The sequence below is a fragment of the Micromonospora sp. NPDC023956 genome (assembly GCF_040639195.1).
Lineage (GTDB): Bacteria > Actinomycetota > Actinomycetes > Mycobacteriales > Micromonosporaceae > Micromonospora.
Map to the genome: position 1 here is coordinate 80,951 of NZ_JBEZZN010000005.1, position 18,517 is coordinate 99,467.

Annotated in this window: 16 protein-coding genes; 11 read left to right on the forward strand and 5 right to left on the reverse strand. The window is 72.8% G+C overall.

What is annotated here, in order from left to right; genetic code table 11:
- Positions 1–30 precede the first annotated feature (30 nt).
- From AB0F58_RS12530 to AB0F58_RS12560, 7 genes are all read left to right on the forward strand, one after another.
- Positions 31–672: a methyltransferase domain-containing protein gene (locus AB0F58_RS12530; protein WP_357142069.1), complete on the forward strand. Its 642-nt coding sequence runs from the start codon at positions 31–33 to the stop codon at positions 670–672.
- 13 nt (positions 673–685) lie between these two features.
- Positions 686–1,471 (forward strand): hypothetical protein, encoded by a 786-nt coding sequence (locus AB0F58_RS12535; protein WP_357142071.1) that lies wholly within the window; start codon positions 686–688, stop codon positions 1,469–1,471.
- A gap of 150 nt (positions 1,472–1,621) precedes the next feature.
- Positions 1,622–2,710, forward strand: a complete 1,089-nt coding sequence (wecB, locus tag AB0F58_RS12540) for a UDP-N-acetylglucosamine 2-epimerase (non-hydrolyzing) (protein ID WP_357142073.1) — start codon at positions 1,622–1,624, stop codon at positions 2,708–2,710.
- 125 nt (positions 2,711–2,835) lie between these two features.
- Positions 2,836–4,068, forward strand: a complete 1,233-nt coding sequence (locus tag AB0F58_RS12545; RefSeq protein ID WP_357142075.1) for a glycosyltransferase — start codon at positions 2,836–2,838, stop codon at positions 4,066–4,068.
- On the forward strand, positions 4,068–4,613 hold the full coding sequence (locus AB0F58_RS12550) for a hypothetical protein (protein WP_357142077.1): 546 nt from the start codon (positions 4,068–4,070) through the stop codon (positions 4,611–4,613). The genes AB0F58_RS12545 and AB0F58_RS12550 overlap by 1 nt, the downstream gene beginning before the upstream one ends.
- Positions 4,614–4,644: 31 nt before the next feature.
- Complete coding sequence (locus AB0F58_RS12555) at positions 4,645–6,042, forward strand: glycosyltransferase (RefSeq protein WP_357142079.1); 1,398 nt, start codon at positions 4,645–4,647, stop codon at positions 6,040–6,042.
- Positions 6,039–6,671, forward strand: a complete 633-nt coding sequence (locus AB0F58_RS12560; RefSeq protein WP_357142081.1) for a hypothetical protein — start codon at positions 6,039–6,041, stop codon at positions 6,669–6,671. Before AB0F58_RS12555 ends, AB0F58_RS12560 begins: the two co-directional genes overlap by 4 nt.
- Before the next feature lie 74 nt (positions 6,672–6,745).
- Here AB0F58_RS12560 and AB0F58_RS12565 read toward each other — a convergent pair whose 3' ends face one another.
- The 4 genes from AB0F58_RS12565 to AB0F58_RS12580 form a co-directional block, all read right to left on the reverse strand.
- Positions 6,746–9,355 carry a glycosyltransferase gene (locus AB0F58_RS12565; RefSeq protein ID WP_357142083.1) on the reverse strand — a complete coding sequence of 870 codons (2,610 nt, stop codon included), beginning with the start codon at positions 9,353–9,355 and terminating at the stop codon, positions 6,746–6,748.
- A gap of 117 nt (positions 9,356–9,472) precedes the next feature.
- Complete coding sequence (locus tag AB0F58_RS12570; protein ID WP_357142085.1) at positions 9,473–10,537, reverse strand: Gfo/Idh/MocA family oxidoreductase; 1,065 nt, start codon at positions 10,535–10,537, stop codon at positions 9,473–9,475.
- The gene (locus AB0F58_RS12575; protein WP_357142087.1) at positions 10,534–11,646 is read right to left on the reverse strand and encodes a DegT/DnrJ/EryC1/StrS family aminotransferase; all 1,113 of its coding nucleotides are present in this window, start codon (positions 11,644–11,646) and stop codon (positions 10,534–10,536) included. The genes AB0F58_RS12570 and AB0F58_RS12575 overlap by 4 nt, the downstream gene beginning before the upstream one ends.
- A gap of 85 nt (positions 11,647–11,731) precedes the next feature.
- Positions 11,732–12,367, reverse strand: a complete 636-nt coding sequence (locus AB0F58_RS12580; RefSeq protein WP_357142432.1) for a TetR/AcrR family transcriptional regulator — start codon at positions 12,365–12,367, stop codon at positions 11,732–11,734.
- 189 nt (positions 12,368–12,556) lie between these two features.
- Between AB0F58_RS12580 and AB0F58_RS12585 the strand changes: the two genes are divergently transcribed.
- The 4 genes from AB0F58_RS12585 to AB0F58_RS12600 all read left to right on the forward strand — a co-directional run bounded on the left by AB0F58_RS12585 (position 12,557) and on the right by AB0F58_RS12600 (position 17,676).
- Positions 12,557–13,453 (forward strand): ABC transporter permease, encoded by an 897-nt coding sequence (locus AB0F58_RS12585; protein ID WP_357142089.1) that lies wholly within the window; start codon positions 12,557–12,559, stop codon positions 13,451–13,453.
- On the forward strand, positions 13,410–14,264 hold the full coding sequence (locus AB0F58_RS12590; protein WP_357142091.1) for an ABC transporter ATP-binding protein: 855 nt from the start codon (positions 13,410–13,412) through the stop codon (positions 14,262–14,264). Before AB0F58_RS12585 ends, AB0F58_RS12590 begins: the two co-directional genes overlap by 44 nt.
- Positions 14,265–14,379: 115 nt before the next feature.
- Complete coding sequence (locus AB0F58_RS12595; RefSeq protein WP_357142093.1) at positions 14,380–15,876, forward strand: bifunctional cytidylyltransferase/SDR family oxidoreductase; 1,497 nt, start codon at positions 14,380–14,382, stop codon at positions 15,874–15,876.
- 36 nt (positions 15,877–15,912) lie between these two features.
- On the forward strand, positions 15,913–17,676 hold the full coding sequence (locus tag AB0F58_RS12600) for a CDP-glycerol glycerophosphotransferase family protein (protein WP_357142095.1): 1,764 nt from the start codon (positions 15,913–15,915) through the stop codon (positions 17,674–17,676).
- Here AB0F58_RS12600 and AB0F58_RS12605 read toward each other — a convergent pair.
- Positions 17,664–18,500, reverse strand: a complete 837-nt coding sequence (locus tag AB0F58_RS12605) for a C39 family peptidase (protein ID WP_357142097.1) — start codon at positions 18,498–18,500, stop codon at positions 17,664–17,666. The two genes, AB0F58_RS12600 and AB0F58_RS12605, sit on opposite strands and share 13 nt — an antisense overlap.
- Between the last annotated feature and the right edge of the window lie 17 nt (positions 18,501–18,517).

Genomic DNA, 18,517 nt, shown 5'->3' on the forward strand with positions numbered 1-18,517 from the left:
CATCCGGGACCCCTGACGGTGAGGAGACCGGTGGAACTGCTCTCCGCCGCCGAGGCGACGGCGTACTGGGACGATCGGCACCGCCGGGAGGGCGACCTGCGCTCCGGCGGCGACGTCTCCTTCGACGAGGCGACGAACGAGATGTTCTACGTCCGCCGGCTCGGCATCCTGCTGGACCTGGTCGGCCAGTACGGTGACCCGGTCGCCCCGCTGTACGTGCTCGACGCCGGGTGCGGCAAGGGCTGGTTCAGCCGGGCCCTGGCCCGGTTCGGCCACCGGGTCGACGGGATCGACGCCAGCCCGGCCGCGCTGGCCGAGGGCCGGGCGTCCGGGGGCGGCCCGCGCTACCACGAGTCCGCCCTCGCCGACTGGCACAGCCCCTGGCCGTACGACGTGGTCGTCTCGGTGGACGTGCTGTTCCACGTGCTGGACGAGACGCAGTGGGAGGCGTCGCTGGGCAACCTGGCCGCCCTGGTCCGTCTCGGCGGCCGGCTGGTCGTCTCCGACCAGGGTGAACCAGGGCGCCGGGTGTACGGCAACTACCAGGTCGGCCGGGGCCCGGACCGGTACCGGTCGGTGCTGGAGCCGGCCGGCTTCCGCGTCGACGGCTGGCACCCGTACCGGTTCCGGGGCAGCCCGATCGGCTTCCACGCCTTCACCCGCACCGGCTGAGACGGAGGACGGGATGCGTCTGCACGAGATCGACGAGCGGCTCTTCGACGGGATACGGGAGATCGTCGACGTCACCCACGAGCAGGTGACCCTGCGCCGGCATCTGCGCGCCCCTGAGCACGTGGCGTACCGGCGGGCCGCCCTCGCCGACCCGGCCGAGGTTCTCGCCGACGGCGTCCTGGTGCTGGCGCTCGCCGGCCCCAACCCGCCCGGACACACCCCGCCGTCGGCGTTGGCGCCGCTGCTGGGCCGGCTGGCCCCCGGCGCCCGGCTGCTCCTGTTGCTCGGCTGGCCGGTGGCCACGCTCCCCCACCACCGACTCCTCGAGCCGCTCGGCCCCGCCTCCTGCCAGGTCCTCGCCGCGACCCCGCTGGACGGGACCGCGATCCGTGGGGTGCACGCCGCCCTCGTGGTGGAACGGGTGACGTCCGTCGCACCGCCGCGCCCCTACCTACGCCCCGAGGGCCCACCGCTCGGGGAGCCCGCCGACGGCACGGCGGCACTGCTGCGGATGGCGAACGAGTACGTGCTCGGAGACCTGGTCACCCGGCCGGCCCGCCGCCGCCTCGCCGAACTGGACGACCGGGTGGCGGCGCTCACCCGGGACCTGGCCGAGCGGGACGCCCGGCTACGGGAGTCGGAGCGGGCCCTCGCCGAGGTACGGGCCCGGCTGAGCGCGGTGGAGTCCTCCTCGCCACTGGCCCTGGGTCGGCTGCTCCTGGACCGGCCCCGGCTGGCGGGCCGCGAGGCCAGCGCCGGGCTCCGGCGGATGCTGGGCCGACGGCGGAGCCGGCAGTGAGGGCGCGGGTCGTCCGGGCACCCGCCGGATGCATACCGTAGGGTCTTGCGCCAGGGTCGCCGTGCGCGACCGAACCGTCGGCGTCCGGCGCCCGTCCACGAGGCCCGGCCGACATTCCTCCCTATCCACACGACGTGCAGGAGATGTCTCGTGAAGGTCGTCAGCGTTGTCGGAGCTCGTCCCCAGCTGGTCAAGCTGGCACCGATCGCGGCGGCGTTCGCCGGCACCGGACACGAGCACGTGATCGTGCACACCGGCCAGCACTACGATGCCGACCTCTCGGACGTCTTCTTCAGCGGGCTGGGCATCCCCGACCCGGACGTGCACCTCGGCATCGGGTCCGGCAGCCACGGCGCGCAGACCGGCGGGGTGCTCGCCGCGATCGACCCGGTGCTGGCCGAGCAGCAGCCCGACTGGGTGCTGGTCTACGGCGACACCAACTCGACGCTGGCCGGCGCGGTGTCCGCGGTCAAGCAGCACCTGCGGGTGGCGCACCTCGAGGCGGGACTGCGGTCGTTCAACCGCCGGATGCCCGAGGAGCACAACCGGGTGCTCACCGATCACGCCGCCGACCTGCTGCTCGCCCCGACCGAGGAGGCCCTGCGCCATCTGGCCAACGAGGGGCTGGCCGAGCGGGCGGTGCTCAGCGGGGACGTGATGGTCGACGTCTGCCTGCGGGTCCGCGACGCGGTCCTGGCCGGCGAGCACCCGCGGCCCACGCTGCCCGAGGGGATCGACCCGGAGCAGCCGTACCTGTTGGCCACCCTGCACCGGCCGGACAACACCGACGACCCGGCCCGACTGGCGTCGATCATCACGGCGCTGGCCGACCTGCCGGTGCCGGTGGCGCTGCTGGCCCACCCCCGGCTCCTGGCCCGCGCCGCCGAGCACGGGCTGAAGCTCGACCAGGGCGCGGTGCACGCCGGCCGGCCGCTCGGATACGCCGGCCTGGTGGCCGCGGTGCTCGGCTCGGTCGGTGTGGTCACCGACTCCGGCGGTCTTCAGAAGGAGGCGTACCTGCTCGGCCGGGCGTGCACCACGTTGCGTCCGGAGACGGAGTGGGTGGAGACCCTGACCGGCGACTGGAACCGGCTCGTGCCGGACCCGGACGCGCTGGGGCGGGCAGCGTGGATCGAGACGGCCACCCGGCCGGCGCCGCAGAGCGGGCAGGGAACTCCGTACGGTGACGGTCGAGCCGCCGAGCGGGTGGTGCGGATCCTGGAGCAGCACCTCGGCTGAACGGTGCGCCAACGCCGGGTGGCCGTCGGCCGCCCGGCTTCCCCGCCCGCCGTGCACGCCCTGCTCCCACAGTTCACACTGGTAGCATTCACCGCGCTGCCGCGCGTCAGGGAGGAATCAGCCGAGTGACGACAGCTTTCCCCAGCAGCGTCGCCATCCTCACACCGTGGTATCCGAGCACACAGCGTCCGTTCCTGGGCGCGTTCGTCAAGGCGATGGTCGAGGCCACCGCGCCCGGCCACGACCGGGTGACCGTCTACCAGTGCGACGAGTGGGCCGGCCGGCACTCGGCGGCCGAGGACGCCGAGATCGTACGCGCCCACCACGCTCTGCTCCCCCGTGCCCTGCGGGGGTACCCGACGGTCGGCGGGGCGACCCGGCTGCACCTGCCGGTCCCCCTGCCGGTGGGCCTGTCGTACGCCGAGATCGCCGAGCGGCACGCGGCCACCGTGCGGGCCGCCCTGGGTGGGCAGCCGATCGACGCGCCCGTGGTCCACGCGCACGTCGGTCTGCCCGGGGGCTGGGCGGCCCTGCGCAACGCCCGCCCCGACGCCCGGGTCTTCGTGACCGAGCACGCCACGTTCCTCGACGCCGTGCTGGCCCAGCCCGAGGCCCGCGAGATGTACGCCGAGCTGCTGCGCCGGTGCGCGGGGGTGTTCGCGGTCGGTCGGGCGGTCCGTGACCCGCTGGTCGAGGCCTTCCCCGAGTACGCCGACCGGGTGCGGATCATCCCCAACCCGGTCTCCTTCGCCACCGAACGCGCGACCCCGGTGACCGCGCTGCGCCGCTGGCTCTTCGTCGGGGGTCTGATCCCGCGCAAGGGTGTGCAGCGGCTGCTGGAGGCGTTCGCCCTCTGCCGCGCCGAGGACCCGACGCTGACCCTGACCTTCGTCGGTGAGGGGCCGTTGCAGGAGAAACTGGTCGCCCGCGCCGTCGAGCTGGGGGTGACCGAGGCGATCCGGTTCACCGGGGCCGTCCCGCCGGAGCAGGCGTTGCGTCTGATGCGCGAGCACGACCTGCTGGTCCACCCGAGCCAGTTCGAGACGTTCGGGATGACCGTGGTGGAGGCGGCGGCGGCTGGCATGCCGGTGCTGGTCACCCGGTGCGGCGGCCCCGAGGAGAGCCTGGCCGGCATCGAGGAGGCCGCGGGCGAGCTGGTGCCGGTCGAAGACGACCCGGAGTCGCTGGCCGCCGGGTACCGTCGGCTGCGGAGCCGGTTCGGCGCCGGGATGGATCTCGGCCGGGCCCGCCGCGAGCTGGCCACCCGGTACGACTATCCGGCCGTGGCCGAGGCACATCGTCGGGCCTGGTTCCCCGAACACGCCACCGACGAGCCGGTTCTGGAGCAGGGACACTGATGGCTGCACAGCGAACCCTCTTCCTCGCCCTGGGCGGCAACCGGGCGCGGGTGGTGGTCGAGGAGTCCGCCCGGGTGGTCGCCGACGGCGGCCACGCCACCGTCGTCGTCGACGAGCTGACCGCGTGGCGGGGCCAGCGGTTCGCCCCCGGCGTCCGGGTGGTGGAGCTGGCCCGGCTGCAACGCGAGCACCTACCAGTGGCGGCCGAGCAGCTCATCGTGCACCGGGTGCCCCGCGCGGCGCTGCGCGCCGTCGGCCGGGGCCGACTCTCCGGCTGGTCGCAGCGGGCCGGCCGGGCCTACGACCGACGCATCGCCGGCCGGGTGCACCGCCGGATCTTCCTCCCGGTCTACCACCGGTTCTGGGGCGACGCCCGATACCGGCTGCTGCGCCGCCGGATCGCCCGGGACGGGCTCGACCTGCTGGTGGTCGCCGACCCGGTCTCCATCCCGGTCGCCGCCCGGCTCCTGGCGGACCGGATCTGCCCCGACATCTCGTACGGCCTCGACACCGCCTCACCGAGCGGCGCACCGTCCTCGGCGTGAGCGCCAGACCGATCCCGCGGAGAAGAACCTGATGACAAGCCGACACCGGGGACGACAGCCGCGAGCGCTCTACCTGTCGTTCTACTTTCCCCCGTCCCGTGCCAGCGGTGTGTACCGGGCCCGAGCCACCGCCAACCACCTGGTTGCCGAGGGCTGGGACGTCACCGTCATGGCGGCACCGCTGAAGTTCCTGCACGAGGCGGTCGGTTCGGTCGACGAGAAGCTGGCCGAGACGGTCGACGACCGGATCCACGTCGAGCGGCCCCGGCTCAACCAGTTCATCTGGGAGCGGGACGTGCGCCGGTTCGGCCGCTTCCGGCAGGCCATGCCGGTGACCGCCCGGTACGTCTACGACCTGGGTCAGCGGATCTTCCCGGAGCACTACGCGTCCTGGGGGTGGGCCTGCGTCCGCCGGGCGCTCAGGCTGCACGCCCGGCGTCCGTTCGACGTGGTGCTGGCCACCGGCAACCCGTTCGCGTCCTTCGCCGCCGCGTGGCTGTTCCACCGGCTCACCCGGGTGCCGTACGTGGTCGACTACCGGGACTCGTGGACGCTGGACCTGTTCGCCGACGAGCCGGCCTTCGACGACGACCACCCGGTGTGGTCCTGGGAGCGGCGGGTACTGCGGGGCGCCAGCCGGGCGGTCTTCGTCAACGAGGCGCTGCGCGGTTGGCACGCCGAGCGGTACCCGGAGGTGGCCGACCGGACGATGGTCGTCCCCAACGGCTGGGACCCGGACCTGCTCGACGTGACGGACGGGACCTCCGTCGCGCAGCCGGACGGACCCGCCGCCCCGCTGCGCTTCTCGTACCTCGGCACGGTGACCAACAACCAGCCGGTGGAGGAGTTGGTCGAGGCGTTCCGGCTGGCCCGGCAGCACCCCGACCTCAGTGACGCGGTGCTCAACGTCTTCGGCCACCTCGGCTTCTTCAAGGGCAGCGACGTCCGGTTGCTGGAACGCCTCGGGCTCGACGCCGCGACCGGGCAGACCGAGGACGCGGGCACGGGCGTGCGCTACCGCGGGCCGGTGGCGAAGACCGACGTGGCGGCGGCCTATGCGGAGAGCGACGTCCTGGTCTTCCTGGCCGGCGGCGCCCGCTACGTCACCTCCGGCAAGATCTTCGAGTACATGGCGAGCGGCCGTCCGATCGTCTCGGTGCACGCGCCGGGCATCGCGGCCACCGAGGTACTGGACGGCTACCCGCTGTGGTTCAACGCGGACAGCCTCGACCCGGAGCAGATCGCCCAGTCGATGATCGCGGCGGGCAAGGCGGCCCGGGACCTGACGCCCGAGGCGCGGGCGACGGCGGTCCGGCACGCCGCCCGGTACACCCGGCAGCGGGTGCTCGTTCCGCTCGAGGCGGAGCTACGGCACCTGGCGGGGGCGGCGCCCCGGGAGGAACGGATGGACGAGGCGGTGTCGGCGTGACGTCGTACGACGAGGAGAAGGTGGAGCAGGCGGAGACGGTGGTGACCGCTGTCGACGACGTGCCCCGCGCGGAGGTGACCACCGGCCAGCCGAAGCGGGTGGTGGTGCTCTCGCTGATCCACCGGCCGCCACTGCGGCTGGTCAACTACGTGCAGGATCTCGCCGGACGTGGGGACGACGTGCACCTCTTCGTCTCCCGGTTGGAGCATTGGCACGAGGTGGAGGACCTGCACCCGGGGATCCGGCTGCATGCCCTGGACCGTCCGGAGGAGCAACTGCTGGTCCGCCGGGTGGAGCGGGCGCTGGTGTTCCGCGGCCCCCGGGCGGTCAGCAAGGCCGTCGGGCGGGTGGCCGAGCAGCGCTGGGGCCGGCCGTTGCGCCGGCCGGCCGACGTGGTCTCCCGGGCCCAGGCGAAGGTCTCCGGAGCGGTGCACAAGCGGCTGTTCATGCCGACCTACCGGGCGTTCCGGCCCCGGCTACTGGCCAGCCGGTTCGACGAGGCGCTGGGCGCCCTCGACTTCGGCAGGGTCGACCTGGTGGTCGCCGCGGATGTCTACACCGTGACGCTCGCCGCCCGGCTGGCCCGGCGCCACCCGTCGGTCCGGGTCACCACCGGCCTGGAGCTCTGACCGCGACACCCACGCCGAAGGGGCGGCCAGCGTCACCGCTGGCCGCCCCTTCGCGTGCGGGATGACGCCGAGGGTCAGGTCAGGAAGTCCTCGAACACGCTCGCGGTCCGTCGACCGTCGTGCACGTCCCGGGCGTACTCGACGGAGGCGGCGCCGATGCGCACGGCCCGCTCCCGGTCGTCGAGCAGCGACTCGATCGCCTTGCGCAGCGAGCCGGGGGTGGCGTTGACGATCGGCGGGTGGGCACCGAACCGGGCGTGCATCGCCTCGTTGAGGAACGCGACGACCGGCCGGCCGGCCGCCATCGCCTCGACCGCGAAGGTGCCGTACGCCCCCGTCGCGAACTGGTCGAGGACGAGGTCCGCGCTGCGGACCAGTTCCCGCATCTCCTCCCACGGGACGCCCTCGATCAGCTTCAGCTCGATGGCCCGCTTGTCGTGCAGTTCCTGGAGCGTCGGCAGGATCCGGTCGGTGCCCTTGGTCCACCGGGCCGAGGGCGCGTGCAGCACCACCGGACGGGGCCGTTCCATCACCGGGTGGTCGCTGGCCCAACTGGCCACGTCGACCACCTGCGGCGCCCAGGTCGCCGTCGGTAGGTCCTCCAGCAGGTCCGGGGTGGTGACGAAGAGCGGCAGGCCGCTCTCCTCGGCGACCCGGCGGTTGCGCTCGGCCCGCTTGGTGAGCCGCTCGGCCACTCCCTCCGGGGCGTCGCGGAACAGCGAGAACTCGTGCCGCTCCAGGTGCCGTCCGGGGTGGCGGATCTCGCTGCCGTGGGCGAGCAGCGCCACCTTGATGTTGGCCCGGCGCAGTGCCGGCAGGTCACCCTCGATGTTGTCGCCGTTGAGGTAGCCGAAGACCGGCAGGAAGGCGTCCACCACCAGGTGGGAGTACCGGCCGACGATCCGCTGGACCTGCTCGACCTGGAAGTCCACCTCGTTGATCCGGGACAGGTCGAGGTAGACGTCCGCCGGGAAGACGAAGGTGGTCGGTCCCTTGCGCATCACCACCTCGGCCGAGACGTCCGGGTTGCTCTGGCAGATGGCCTGGGCGAAAGCCGCCGCCTGTCCGGCGTAGTTGGCCGGGCCGAGCCCGAGCCGGACCCGGGTCTGCCCGAGCGGGCGCCAGGCGTCCAGCGGCCGGCTGGTGGCGGTGTCGACCGGCGGCGGGCCGGCGTGCTCCTCCACCGTCCACGGCACCTCGGGGCGGGGCTCGGCCGGCGCGACCGCGGCGACCTCGCGGTAGAGGCGCAGCAGCCCGGCGCTCTGCTCCTCCCAGGACAGCTCACGCAGGACCGGCTCGACGATCCCGGCCCGCAGCTGGTCCCGAGCGGCCATGGCCCGCCGGACGGAGTCGACGAAACTGGCGTGGTCGTCGGAGCGGAACACCACGCCGACCTGGTGCCGGGAGACGAACTCACCGAGGGTCTTGACGTCGCTGGCGATCACCGGGATGCCGGCGTGCAGGTACTCGGCGAGCTTGGTCGGCAGGGACAACTCGTAGTTGAGGGTCCGCTTGGAGCAGATCAGCCCGAGGTCGGCGGTGGAGAGGTAGTCCGGCACCGCGTGCTGCGCCACGTAGGGCACCACGTGGATGCGGTCCCGTACCCCGATCTCCTCCGCGCGGTTGAGCAGGAACTCCAGCTCCGGGCTGGTCCGCCCGGAGACGATCGCCAGGTGGAAATCGGGCAGGTCGGTGAGGGCGTTGACGGCGGTGCCGAGGCCCCGCTCGGCGGAGAGCCAGCCGGAGTAGACCAGCAGCGGCACCTCCGCGCCGACCCCGGCGGCGGCCCGCACCGAGGGCCGGTCGGACAGTGCGCCGACCGACTCCCGGATCGGGGTGTTCCGGACGACCAGCGGCAGTTCGGGGAGCCGGTAGTCGATGCGCAACCGGTCGGCGATCTCCGGGGAGACGGTGACCACGGCGTCGGCCCGACGGATGTACTCCCGCTCGACCCCGGGGAAGGCGGTGGCCATCTCCGGCTTGGGCCAGTCGACGCCGGGGACGTACTCGTGGGCGTCGTAGATCCAGGCGACCTTCTCGCCCCGGGCCCGCATCCGGGCCACGCTGAGCGCCGCCGTGTTGATCATCGTGATGTCGTTGGCGTGGATCAGGTCCGGCTTCAGCTCCTCGATGAACGGCCCGAAGGCCAGGTCGAGGTCGAGCAGCTGGGGCCAGTCCCGCCGCCAGTTACCGGTCGGCTTGGGCTTCTTCGCCTGTGCCTGCTCCCAGCCGAAGGCCCGCTCGCGGAACTTGTGCGCGGCCCGGCGGACCCGGACCACGGCACCGAGGGCCCGGCTGGGCGGCAGGCTCAGCAGCTTCCGGGCGCCGGACTTACCCTGGTCGCCGCGGAGCCAGCCGATCTCGGCGGTGGCCTGGCGGACCCAGGCCTGGTGGATGGCCCGACGGCGGGCCAGGGCGTTCTTGTCGCTGATCCCGAACTGGGTGACCTTCCGACGCAGCGGGTTCCCGGTCAGCTCCTGCCGCATGTGCGACCGGACCGGCAGCCGGACGACCTCGATCGGGCCCATCCGGGTCCGCTTGACGCGGGTGCCCCCGGCCCCGATCAGGGTGACGTCCCAACCGTCCCGGGCCGCCGCGATGGCGATCTTCTGGACCCGGGAGTCGCCGGTGATGCCGTTGGCGACGATGACCGCGAGTCGGGGTCGACGAGCGGACGGTGCCATGCACGGTCCCTTCTGTAGCGAGAGGTTGACACTGGTGTCCGGTCGTACCCTGGTCCGCGTCGTTCCGGCGGGCTTCCCGGCCGCCGCCGCCCGGGACGGCTACCGGTCCGCCGCAGCTCAGGACGGGACGACGACCTCGGTGGCGGGGCGTCGGACGTCGATCGTGCTGCCGTCGGCCGCCGAGCGGAGCAGCGCCGCCGCCACCTCGACGGTGCGCAGGCCCTGCCGGAGCGTGACGATGTCGCTCTCCTTGCCCTCGACCGCGTCCCGGAACCGCTCGTGCTCGACGAGCAGCGGCTCACGCTTGGGGATGGCGTACCGGACCATGTCCCCCTCGGCGACGCCCCGGAAGGCGCGCAACGCCTCCCACTCGGTGTCGATGGCGGCGTTGGCGTAGAAGGTCAGGTCGGCGGTGAGCGTGTCGGCGACGAAGCAGCCCTTGTCGCCGGTGATCACAGTGGACCGCTCCTTGAGCGGGCTCAGCCAGTTGACCAGGTGGTTGACCATCGTGCCGTCGGCGAGCTGGCCGACCACGGAGACCATGTCCTCGTGCAGCCGGCCGCTGCGGGAGACCGTCCGGGCCGCGACCGAGGTGTAGTCCTGGCCGGTCACCCAGGCGGTGAGGTCGATGTCGTGGGTGGCGAGGTCCATCACCACGCCGACGTCGGCGATCCGGTGCGGGAACGGGCCCTGGCGCCGGGTGACGACCTGGAAGACCTCGCCCAGCTCGCCGGCCTCCAGCCGGAGCCGGAGGTTCTGCAGGGCCGGGTTGTACCGCTCGATGTGCCCGACGCCGGCCACCAGCCCGGCGGACTCGAAGGCCTCGACCAGGCGGCTGGCCGCCTCGACCGACTGGGCGAGCGGCTTCTCGATCAGCGCGCAGACGCCGTTGCGGGCCAGTTCCAGGCCGACCTGCTCGTGCAGAGCGGTCGGGCAGGCGATGACCGCGTAGTCGACGCCGAGCGCGAGCAGGGCGTCCAGGTCCGGTACGACCGGGGCGCGGAGCAGGCCGTTCGGGTCACCGGCCGGGTCGACGACGCCGACCAGCTCCACCCCGTCCAGGCTGGACAGGATCCGACCGTGGTTGCGGCCCATCGCGCCGAGGCCGATCAGGCCGGCGCGCAGCCGACGTCCCTGGCCCCGCTTCGCCAGCGTGCCGTTGCCGACGTTTCGCTCGTTCACCGGGCACCTCCGGCGGCGTTCGCGCCCTCGGCGATCCGGTCCAGGTCCTCGGCGCTCAGCGACGGGTGCACCGGCAGCGAGACGACCTCGGCGGCGGCCCGCTCCGTCTCCGGCAGGTCCCAGTCACCCGGCTTGCCCTCGGCGGTGAGGTAGGGCTTGAGCCGGTGGATCGGGGTCGGGTAGTAGACCGCGTTGCCGATGCCCAGCTCGGTGAGGCGCTGCTGGGCGGCGTCCCGGTCGCCGTCGGTGACCCGGACGGTGTACTGGTGGTAGACGTGCCGGACGTTGTCGGCGACCGGCGGGGTCACCATCGCGGTGATCTTGGAGTCGAGGACCTTGGCGTTCGCCCGCCGCTGCTCGGTCCAGTCGCCGAGCTGGCGGAGCTGCACCCGGCCGATCGCGGCGGCGACGTCGGTCATCCGCATGTTCGCGCCGACGACCTCGTTGGCGTACCGCTGCTCCATGCCCTGATTGCGCAGCAGCCGCAGGGTGCGGGCGAGGTCGGCGTCGGCGGTGGTGACCATGCCGCCCTCGAGGGCGTGCATGTTCTTGGTGGGGTAGAAGCTGAAGCAGCCGGCGGTGCCGAACGCGCCGACCGGGTGGCCGTTCAGGCTCGCGCCGTGCGCCTGGGCGGCGTCCTCCACCACGGCCAGGCCGTGCTTCTCGGCGATCGCCATGATCTTGTCCATCGCGGCGGGGTGGCCGTAGAGGTGCACCGGCATGATGGCGACGGTACGCGGGGTGACCGCCGCCGCGACGGCCTCCGGGGCGAGGCAGAAGCTGCCGGGCTCGATGTCGACGAAGACCGGCTCGGCGCCCACGAGGCGGATCGAGTTCGCGCTGGCCGCGAAGGAGAACGACGGGACGATGATCTCGTCACCGGGGCCGAAGCCGAGTGCCATCAGGGTGAGCTGGAGGGCGGAGGTGCCGGAGTTCACCGCGACGCAGTGTCGACCGGCGACCAACTCGCCGAACTCCTCCTCGAAGGCCGCGACCTCGGGCCCCTGCACCACGCGACCGCTGCGCAGCACCCGCACAGCCGCCTCGATCTCGGCCTCGCCGATCACCGGGCGGGCTGGTGGGATGAATTCTGCGTTCAGCCCAGGCATGGGCTTCCTCCTGTCGGCAGGGCGTTCATTCGGGTGGGGACTCTAACCGGTTCCGCTGATAGCGGGACGAGGGGCACGGGGTGGGTCACGACCGCCCGGATTCGGCACTCGGGGCGATGCTGGACAAAGCGGTGTCCGGCTCGAACCGGACAGTCGGTTGGCATGCTACCTCCAGGGCTGCCGCGACAGCCGTCGCCATCCTGGGCAGGTCCTCCGGGGCCAGCGGGCTGCGCGAGACGGCCAGCCGCCAGTAGAGCGGGCCGACGATCAGGTCGACCGCGAGGTCGAGGTCGGTCTCCGGGGCCAGTTCGCCGCGCGCGATCGCCCGGCCGAGGATCTGGCCGCCGACCTCCCGCTGGTTGATCCGCAGCGCCGTCTCCAGGGTCTGGGCGATCTGCGGATTCCGCGCCGCCTCGCCCAGCAGGTCCGGGATGATCTGCGCGGCGATCGGGTGACGCAGCGCACGCGCCATGATGGCGAAGAGCATCTCCAGGTCGTCCCGGAGGTCACCGGTGTCGGGTAGCGGGAGACTCTTGCCGGCCGCCGCCGATACGATTTCCAGCACCAGCTCCAGCTTCGAACTCCACCGCCGGTAGATGGCGGTCTTGCTGACGCCGGCCCGCCGGGCCACCGCCTCGATCGAGAGCCGCCCGTACCCGACTGCGGCGAGTTCCTGCATGACGGCCCGGCGGATGGCCGTGGTGATCTCGCCACGGAGCACCGCCGCACCGGCTGGAGCACGCCTCTTCTCGGTCGTCACGTGGGACAATGTACCGCAGCGACGGTACGGTTGCGTCCCGACGTGTTTTCCACTACGGTCCACGCTGCGACGGAGCGGCGACGATCAACATGAGGGTCCGCTCTCTGCCGTCGCGGTCCCGTTCACGCCGACAGATCGGAGCGCCCACCCATGGCCGACACGGCGGTGGCCGACGCCGACTCAGGACTCAACCGGGCCCAGCTCGCCGCCCGGTACGGCCTGAGCGTCGCCGGCGCGCGGCCCACACTGGCCGCGTACACGCGACAGCTGTGGTCCTACCGGCACTTCATCTCGGCGTACGCCGACGCGAAGCTCGTCTCCTCGTTCAGTCAGGCCCGGCTGGGCCGGCTCTGGCAGGTGCTCACCCCGCTGACCAACGCGGCGGTGTACTACCTGATCTTCGGGATCATCCTGAACACCAAGGCCGGCATCCCGAACTTCATCGCGTACCTCTGCGTGGGGCTGTTCGTCTTCAACTTCACCCAGAGCGTGGTGCTCGGCGGCACCCAGGCGATCACCGGCAACATCGGTCTGATCCGCGCCCTGCACTTCCCCCGGGCGTCGCTGCCGTTCGCGATCACGCTGACCCAGTTCCACCAGCTGCTCTCCGCGATGGTCGTGCTGGTCGTCATCGTGCTGGTCACCGGCGAGCCGATCACGCTGGAGTGGCTGCTGGTCGTGCCGGCGATGCTGCTCCAGTCGGTCTTCAACGTGGGCATGGCGCTGGGCATGGCCCGGCTCGGCTCGAAGATGACCGACCTCAAGCAGGTCATGCCCTTCGTGATGCGGACCTGGATGTACGGCTCCGGGGTGCTCTACAGCGTCGAGGCGTTCTCGAAGAACCTGCCCGACTGGCTGGTCACCCTGGTGCACGTCAACCCGCTGCTGATCTACATCGAGCTGGTCCGGCACGCGCTGCTGGAGAACGCGCCGCTGACCTCGTCGGCGCCCCGGCTCTGGCTGCTCGGCCTGGCCTGGGCGCTCCTGGCGGGCCTGGGCGGTTATGTCTACTTCTGGCGTGGCGAACAGGAATACGGCCGTGGCTGAGCTGAACAACCTTCCGACGAACGTGACCACGACCCCGGTCGGCACCCGCATCCCGACCGTGATCGTGGACGACGCCCACCTGATCTACCGGGTCTACGGTGCCGGCACCGGCGGTGCCGCCTCGCCGGTCGCGGCCCTGAAGCGGATCGTCACCCGGCAGCCGCAGCGGCCGACGCTGCGCGAGGTGCACGCGGTCAAGGGCGTCAGCTTCACCGCGTACCGGGGCGAGGCGATCGGGCTGATCGGCAGCAACGGCTCCGGCAAGTCCACCCTGCTGCGGGCGATCGCCGGGCTGATGCCGACCAACCGGGGCGCGATCTACACGCAGGGGCAGCCGTCGCTGCTCGGCGTGAACGCCGCCCTGCTCGGCGACCTCTCCGGCGAGCGCAACGTGGCGCTCGGCTGTCTGGCCATGGGCATGACCCCGGACGAGGTCAAGAAGGTCACCCCGGAGATCCTCGCCTTCTCCGGCATCAACGACCGGGACGACTTCGCCTCGCTGCCGATGCGGACGTACTCCTCCGGGATGCAGGCCCGGCTGCGGTTCTCCATCTCCGCCGCGAAGAAGCACGACGTGCTGCTGATCGACGAGGCGCTGGCCACCGGCGACACCCGGTTCCGCCGCCGCAGCGAGCAGCGCATCCGCCAACTGCGCGCCGACGCGGGTACGGTCTTCCTGGTCAGCCACTCGATCAGCTCGATCCGGGACACCTGCGAGCGGTCGATCTGGCTGGAGTCCGGCACGATCCGGATGGACGGACCCACCTCCGAGGTGACCAAGGCGTACGAGCAGTACATGGTGAGTCGCTGACGCCACCGGTGGAGCGGGTGCCGGGGACCGGACACCGGGACCGGGCACCCGCTGACCGTCGTGCCGTCGCCCGCCGTGGCAAGAAGCACCAGCCCCTGGATCAGTGAGGATCGCGATGACGCAGGACCACCCCGACGGCGCCGGCACCGGTACGCAGGCCCCGGCGCCGTGGCGGCCCTCGCGGACGGTGGCGGTGGTGCTGGCCGGCGGGACGGGTTCCCGGGTCGGGCTGGGCATCCCGAAGCAACTGGTCAAGATCGCCGGTAAGACGATCATCGAACACACCATCGCGGTCTTCGAGGCGGCCCCCGAGATCGACGACATCCTCGTGCTGATGGCCCCCGGCTACGTCGAGGACGCCCAGGGCATCGTCGAGGCGGCCGGCTTCCGTAAGGTCCGTCAGGTCATGCCCGGTGGCGAAACGCGCAGCGACACCACCCGGCTGGCGCTGGCCGCGATCGGCCCGGACGACTGCAACATCCTCTTCCACGACGCGGTACGCCCCCTGCTCAGCGGGCGGATCGTCCGGGAGTGCGTGAACGCGCTCTGGACGTACCAGGCGGTGGACGTGGCGATCCCCTCGGCGGACACCATCGTCGAGGTCGGCGACGACGACTGCATCACCGGCATCCCGGTGCGCTCCCGGCTGCGGCGCGGGCAGACCCCGCAGGCGTTCCGCTCCGGCACCATCCGGGAGGCGTACCGGCGGGCGGCCGACGACCCGCACTTCGCCGCCACCGACGACTGCGGCGTGGTGCTGCGCTACCTGCCCGAGGTGCCGATCAGGGTGATCGACGGCTCGGACGAGAACATCAAGGTGACCCACCCGGTCGACGTGCACCTGGTGGACAAGCTCTTCCAACTCGCCGCCGCGCGGGCCCCCCGGCCGGTGGACGAGCACCGGTACACCGAGGAGCTGACCGGCCGGACGTTGGTGATCTTCGGCGGCAGCTACGGCATCGGTCACGAAGTGGCCGAACTGGCCCGCCGCTACGGCGCACAGGTCTTCCCGGTCAGCCGCTCCACCACCGGCACCCACGTGGAGCGGGACGCCGACGTCCAGGCCGCGCTCCGCACCGCGTTCGAGGCCACCGGCCGGATCGACCACGTGGTGGTCACCGCCGGAATCCTGGAGAAGGGCGCCCTGGCCGAGATGGACGAGGCGACCATCGACCGCCTCCTCCAGGTCAACTTCGTCGGGCCGGTGACCGTCGCCCGGCACGCGCTGCCGTACCTGCGGCAGACCCGGGGCCAGTTGCTGCTCTACACCTCCAGCTCGTACACCCGGGGCCGGGCCCGGTACGCGCTCTACTCGGCGACCAAGGCGGCCCTGGTCAACCTCACCCAGGCCCTCGCCGACGAGTGGGCCGAGTTCGGCGTCCGGGTCAACTGCGTCAACCCGGAACGCACCGCCACCCCGATGCGTACCCGGGCGTTCGGCGCGGAGCCGGAACACACCCTGCTCGCCGCGGCGACGGTGGCCCGCGCCTCACTCGACGTGCTCCTGTCCGACCTCACCGGCCAGGTCATCGACGTCCGCCGCTCGACCGACGAGCCGGCGGTGCCGGCCCAGGCCGGGCCGGCCGCCCCGGTCGCGCCGGCCACCCGCTGAACCCACATCCACGCGACAGGCAGGAGAGTCAGCGAGATGCGTGGCACCCTGGTCCGGAAACTGCTCGCCCGCTGCCTCACCGTGGGCCTGGCGGTCCTGGCCTTCCTCCTGGTCGCGCTCACCGGGGCCACCGTGCCCGGCCTGGTGCTCGCGGTCGCCGCGCTGGCCGCCGGGGCGTGGGAGCGCCGGATCCGGCCGGGCGCGGACGTGGCCGCCGAGTCCGTCCTGGTCGCCGCCGGCATCCTGGTCGGGTACGCCCGCCGCCACGACGCCGGCTTCGACCCCGCCCTGGTGGCCACCGCGCTGGTGCTGCTCGCGCTGGTGCTGCTCGACGGACCGCTGCGGGTGGCCGGCGGGCTGGAGATCCGCACCGCCAACCTGCCGGTCCGGCCCGGACTGACCACCGGCCACGTCGGCGCGGCGGTCCCGGTGCTGCTCGGCGCGGTCGCGCTCGGCGCGCTCCTCGCCCTGCCCACCTGGTACGCCCTGCTGGTCAGCCTGCTCGTCGGAGGGCTCGCCGGGATGGTCGGGCTGCGCCTGGCCCGACGGCGGTTCCGCCCGTCGACGGCGGCCAGCCCGGTGGCCCGCGCGCTGGCCCGGCACCAGCCGGAGTTCCTGCTCTACTTCTCCGCCCCGCCCGGCTCGGAGTACCAGGTCACCATGTGGCTGCCGTACCTGGAACGGATCGGTCGGCCGTTCCTGGTGCTGCTGCGCGAACCGGAGTTCCTGGCCCCGATCGCGGCGGCGACCGGTGCACCGGTGGTGTACTGCCCGACGCTGAAGGCGATCGACGAGGCGCTGGTGCCCAGCCTGCGGGTGGCGTTCTACGTCAACCACGGCGCGAAGAACGCGCACTGCATCCGGTTCACCCAGCTCACCCACATCCAGATCCACCACGGCGACAGCGACAAGGCCCCGAGCGCCAACCCGGTCTCCGCGATCTTCGACCGGAACTTCGTGGCCGGCCAGGCCGCCGTCGACCGGTACGCCCGCGCCGGGGTGCAGATCCCGGCGGAGAAGTTCGTCATCGTCGGTCGCCCCCAGGTGGAGGCGATCGGGGTGCGCCGTCCGCCGGTGCCGATGCCGGCCCGGCCGACCGTGCTGTACACCCCCACCTGGACCGGGCACCACGCGGACGCCAACTACTGCTCGCTGCCGGTCGCCGAGGCGCTGGTCGGCCGGCTGCTGGCCCGGGGGGCGACGGTGATCCTGCGGGCCCACCCGTACACCGCCCAGAACCCGGAGTCGGCGCGGCAGCTCGCCCGGGTGGCGGAACTGCTCGCGGCGGACCGTTCCCGCACCGGCCGGCAGCACGTCTGGGGCACCGACGCCAGCCGGGCGATGAGCCTCGTCGACTGCGTCAACCGCTCCGACGCGCTAATTTCGGACGTCTCCGGGGTGATCTCCGACTACCTCTACTCCGGCAAGCCGTACGCGGTGACCGACATGGGCGCCGACGGCGACGCGTTCACCGAGCGCTTCCCGCTGGCCCGCTCCGGCTACGTGCTGCGCCGGGACCTGGCCGACGTCGACGACGTGCTGGAGCGGCTGCTCGGCACCGACCCGCTGGCCGAGGCGCGCTGGGCGATGCGCACCCACTACCTCGGTGACTTCCCGGTCGAGTCGTACGCCGAGGGGTTCCTGTCGGCCGCCCGGGCGCACCTCGCGCCGGCCGCCGTGCCGACGGCCCGCCCCGCCGCCGGGGATGGCGGGAGGGGTCCCCTGTCACCGGGTGCTGCCGAGCAGGGAACCCCTCCGGCCACCGCGACGGTTGCTCCCCGCGCGGGTCAGGCGGAGTAGCCGCGGGTGGCGGCCCAGTGCGCCAGGTTGATGGTGGTCATCCAGTACGAACCGGCGGCGGCGTTCGCCGGGTCCGCGATCCGGACGGTCCGGCCGTTGTCCCGGTAACCGACCACGGTCAGGTAGTGCCCGCCGGGGTAGGAGTGCCAGCCGCCGGCCACGTCGGTGGCGGAACCGGCGATGTTGAGGACGACGGCGTACCCGTTGCCGACGGTCCGGACCACGTCCGCCTGGAGCCGGTCCATCTGGGCCGGGGTGGCCGCGCCACCGGGGATCGTCCGGGTCCGGTAGACGTCCCGGCCGACGAGGTCGTTGAGGACCCGGGTGGTGTCCTCGGCGGAATTGGTGCCGGACTGCGTGGTGTTGAGCCGGACGGCGAGGTCGTCCTGGCTGCGGACGATGTTCCGGGCGGTCAGCGCGATCCGGGTGGCGGCCGGACCGCAGTAGTAGAAGGTGCTCTGCTCCTGGTACTGGATGTCGAGCACCTTCGACGCGGGTGGCTTCGGCGGGGTGGGCCGGGCAGTCAGGTCCCGGTTCGGCGAGGCGGTGGCGGCGGGTGACGCGGACCGCCTGGCCGGCGGGGTGGTGGCGACGGCGGACGGGCTGGCCGGGGACGCGGTGACCCGGTCCCGGTGCCGGGAGGCGGCGGCCGACCGGTCCGGCTCGACCGCGGCGGCGGCCGGTTCCTGCCGCGGCGCGGGCGGGTCGGCGTCGACGAGCAGGACACCGGCGGTGGACGCCGCCACCAGCACCGTCGCCGAGGCGGCGACCTGGTAGCGGCGGGCTCGGAACAGGTTGAACGGTCGCGGGACCGGGTACTTCACGGATTCCTCCACGAGAA

Bases quoted from the DNA above. Each gene is read 5' to 3' on its own strand.
- AB0F58_RS12535 (WP_357142071.1), top strand. From the start codon at position 686: ATGCGTCTGCACGAGATCGACGAGCGGCTCTTCGACGGGATACGGGAG.
- AB0F58_RS12550 (WP_357142077.1), top strand. From the start codon at position 4,068: ATGGCTGCACAGCGAACCCTCTTCCTCGCCCTGGGCGGCAACCGGGCG.
- AB0F58_RS12555 (WP_357142079.1), top strand. From the start codon at position 4,645: ATGACAAGCCGACACCGGGGACGACAGCCGCGAGCGCTCTACCTGTCG.
- AB0F58_RS12565 (WP_357142083.1), bottom strand. From the start codon at position 9,355: ATGGCACCGTCCGCTCGTCGACCCCGACTCGCGGTCATCGTCGCCAAC.
- AB0F58_RS12575 (WP_357142087.1), bottom strand. From the start codon at position 11,646: ATGCCTGGGCTGAACGCAGAATTCATCCCACCAGCCCGCCCGGTGATC.
- AB0F58_RS12585 (WP_357142089.1), top strand. From the start codon at position 12,557: ATGGCCGACACGGCGGTGGCCGACGCCGACTCAGGACTCAACCGGGCC.
- AB0F58_RS12590 (WP_357142091.1), top strand. From the start codon at position 13,410: ATGTCTACTTCTGGCGTGGCGAACAGGAATACGGCCGTGGCTGAGCTG.
- AB0F58_RS12595 (WP_357142093.1), top strand. From the start codon at position 14,380: ATGACGCAGGACCACCCCGACGGCGCCGGCACCGGTACGCAGGCCCCG.
- AB0F58_RS12600 (WP_357142095.1), top strand. From the start codon at position 15,913: ATGCGTGGCACCCTGGTCCGGAAACTGCTCGCCCGCTGCCTCACCGTG.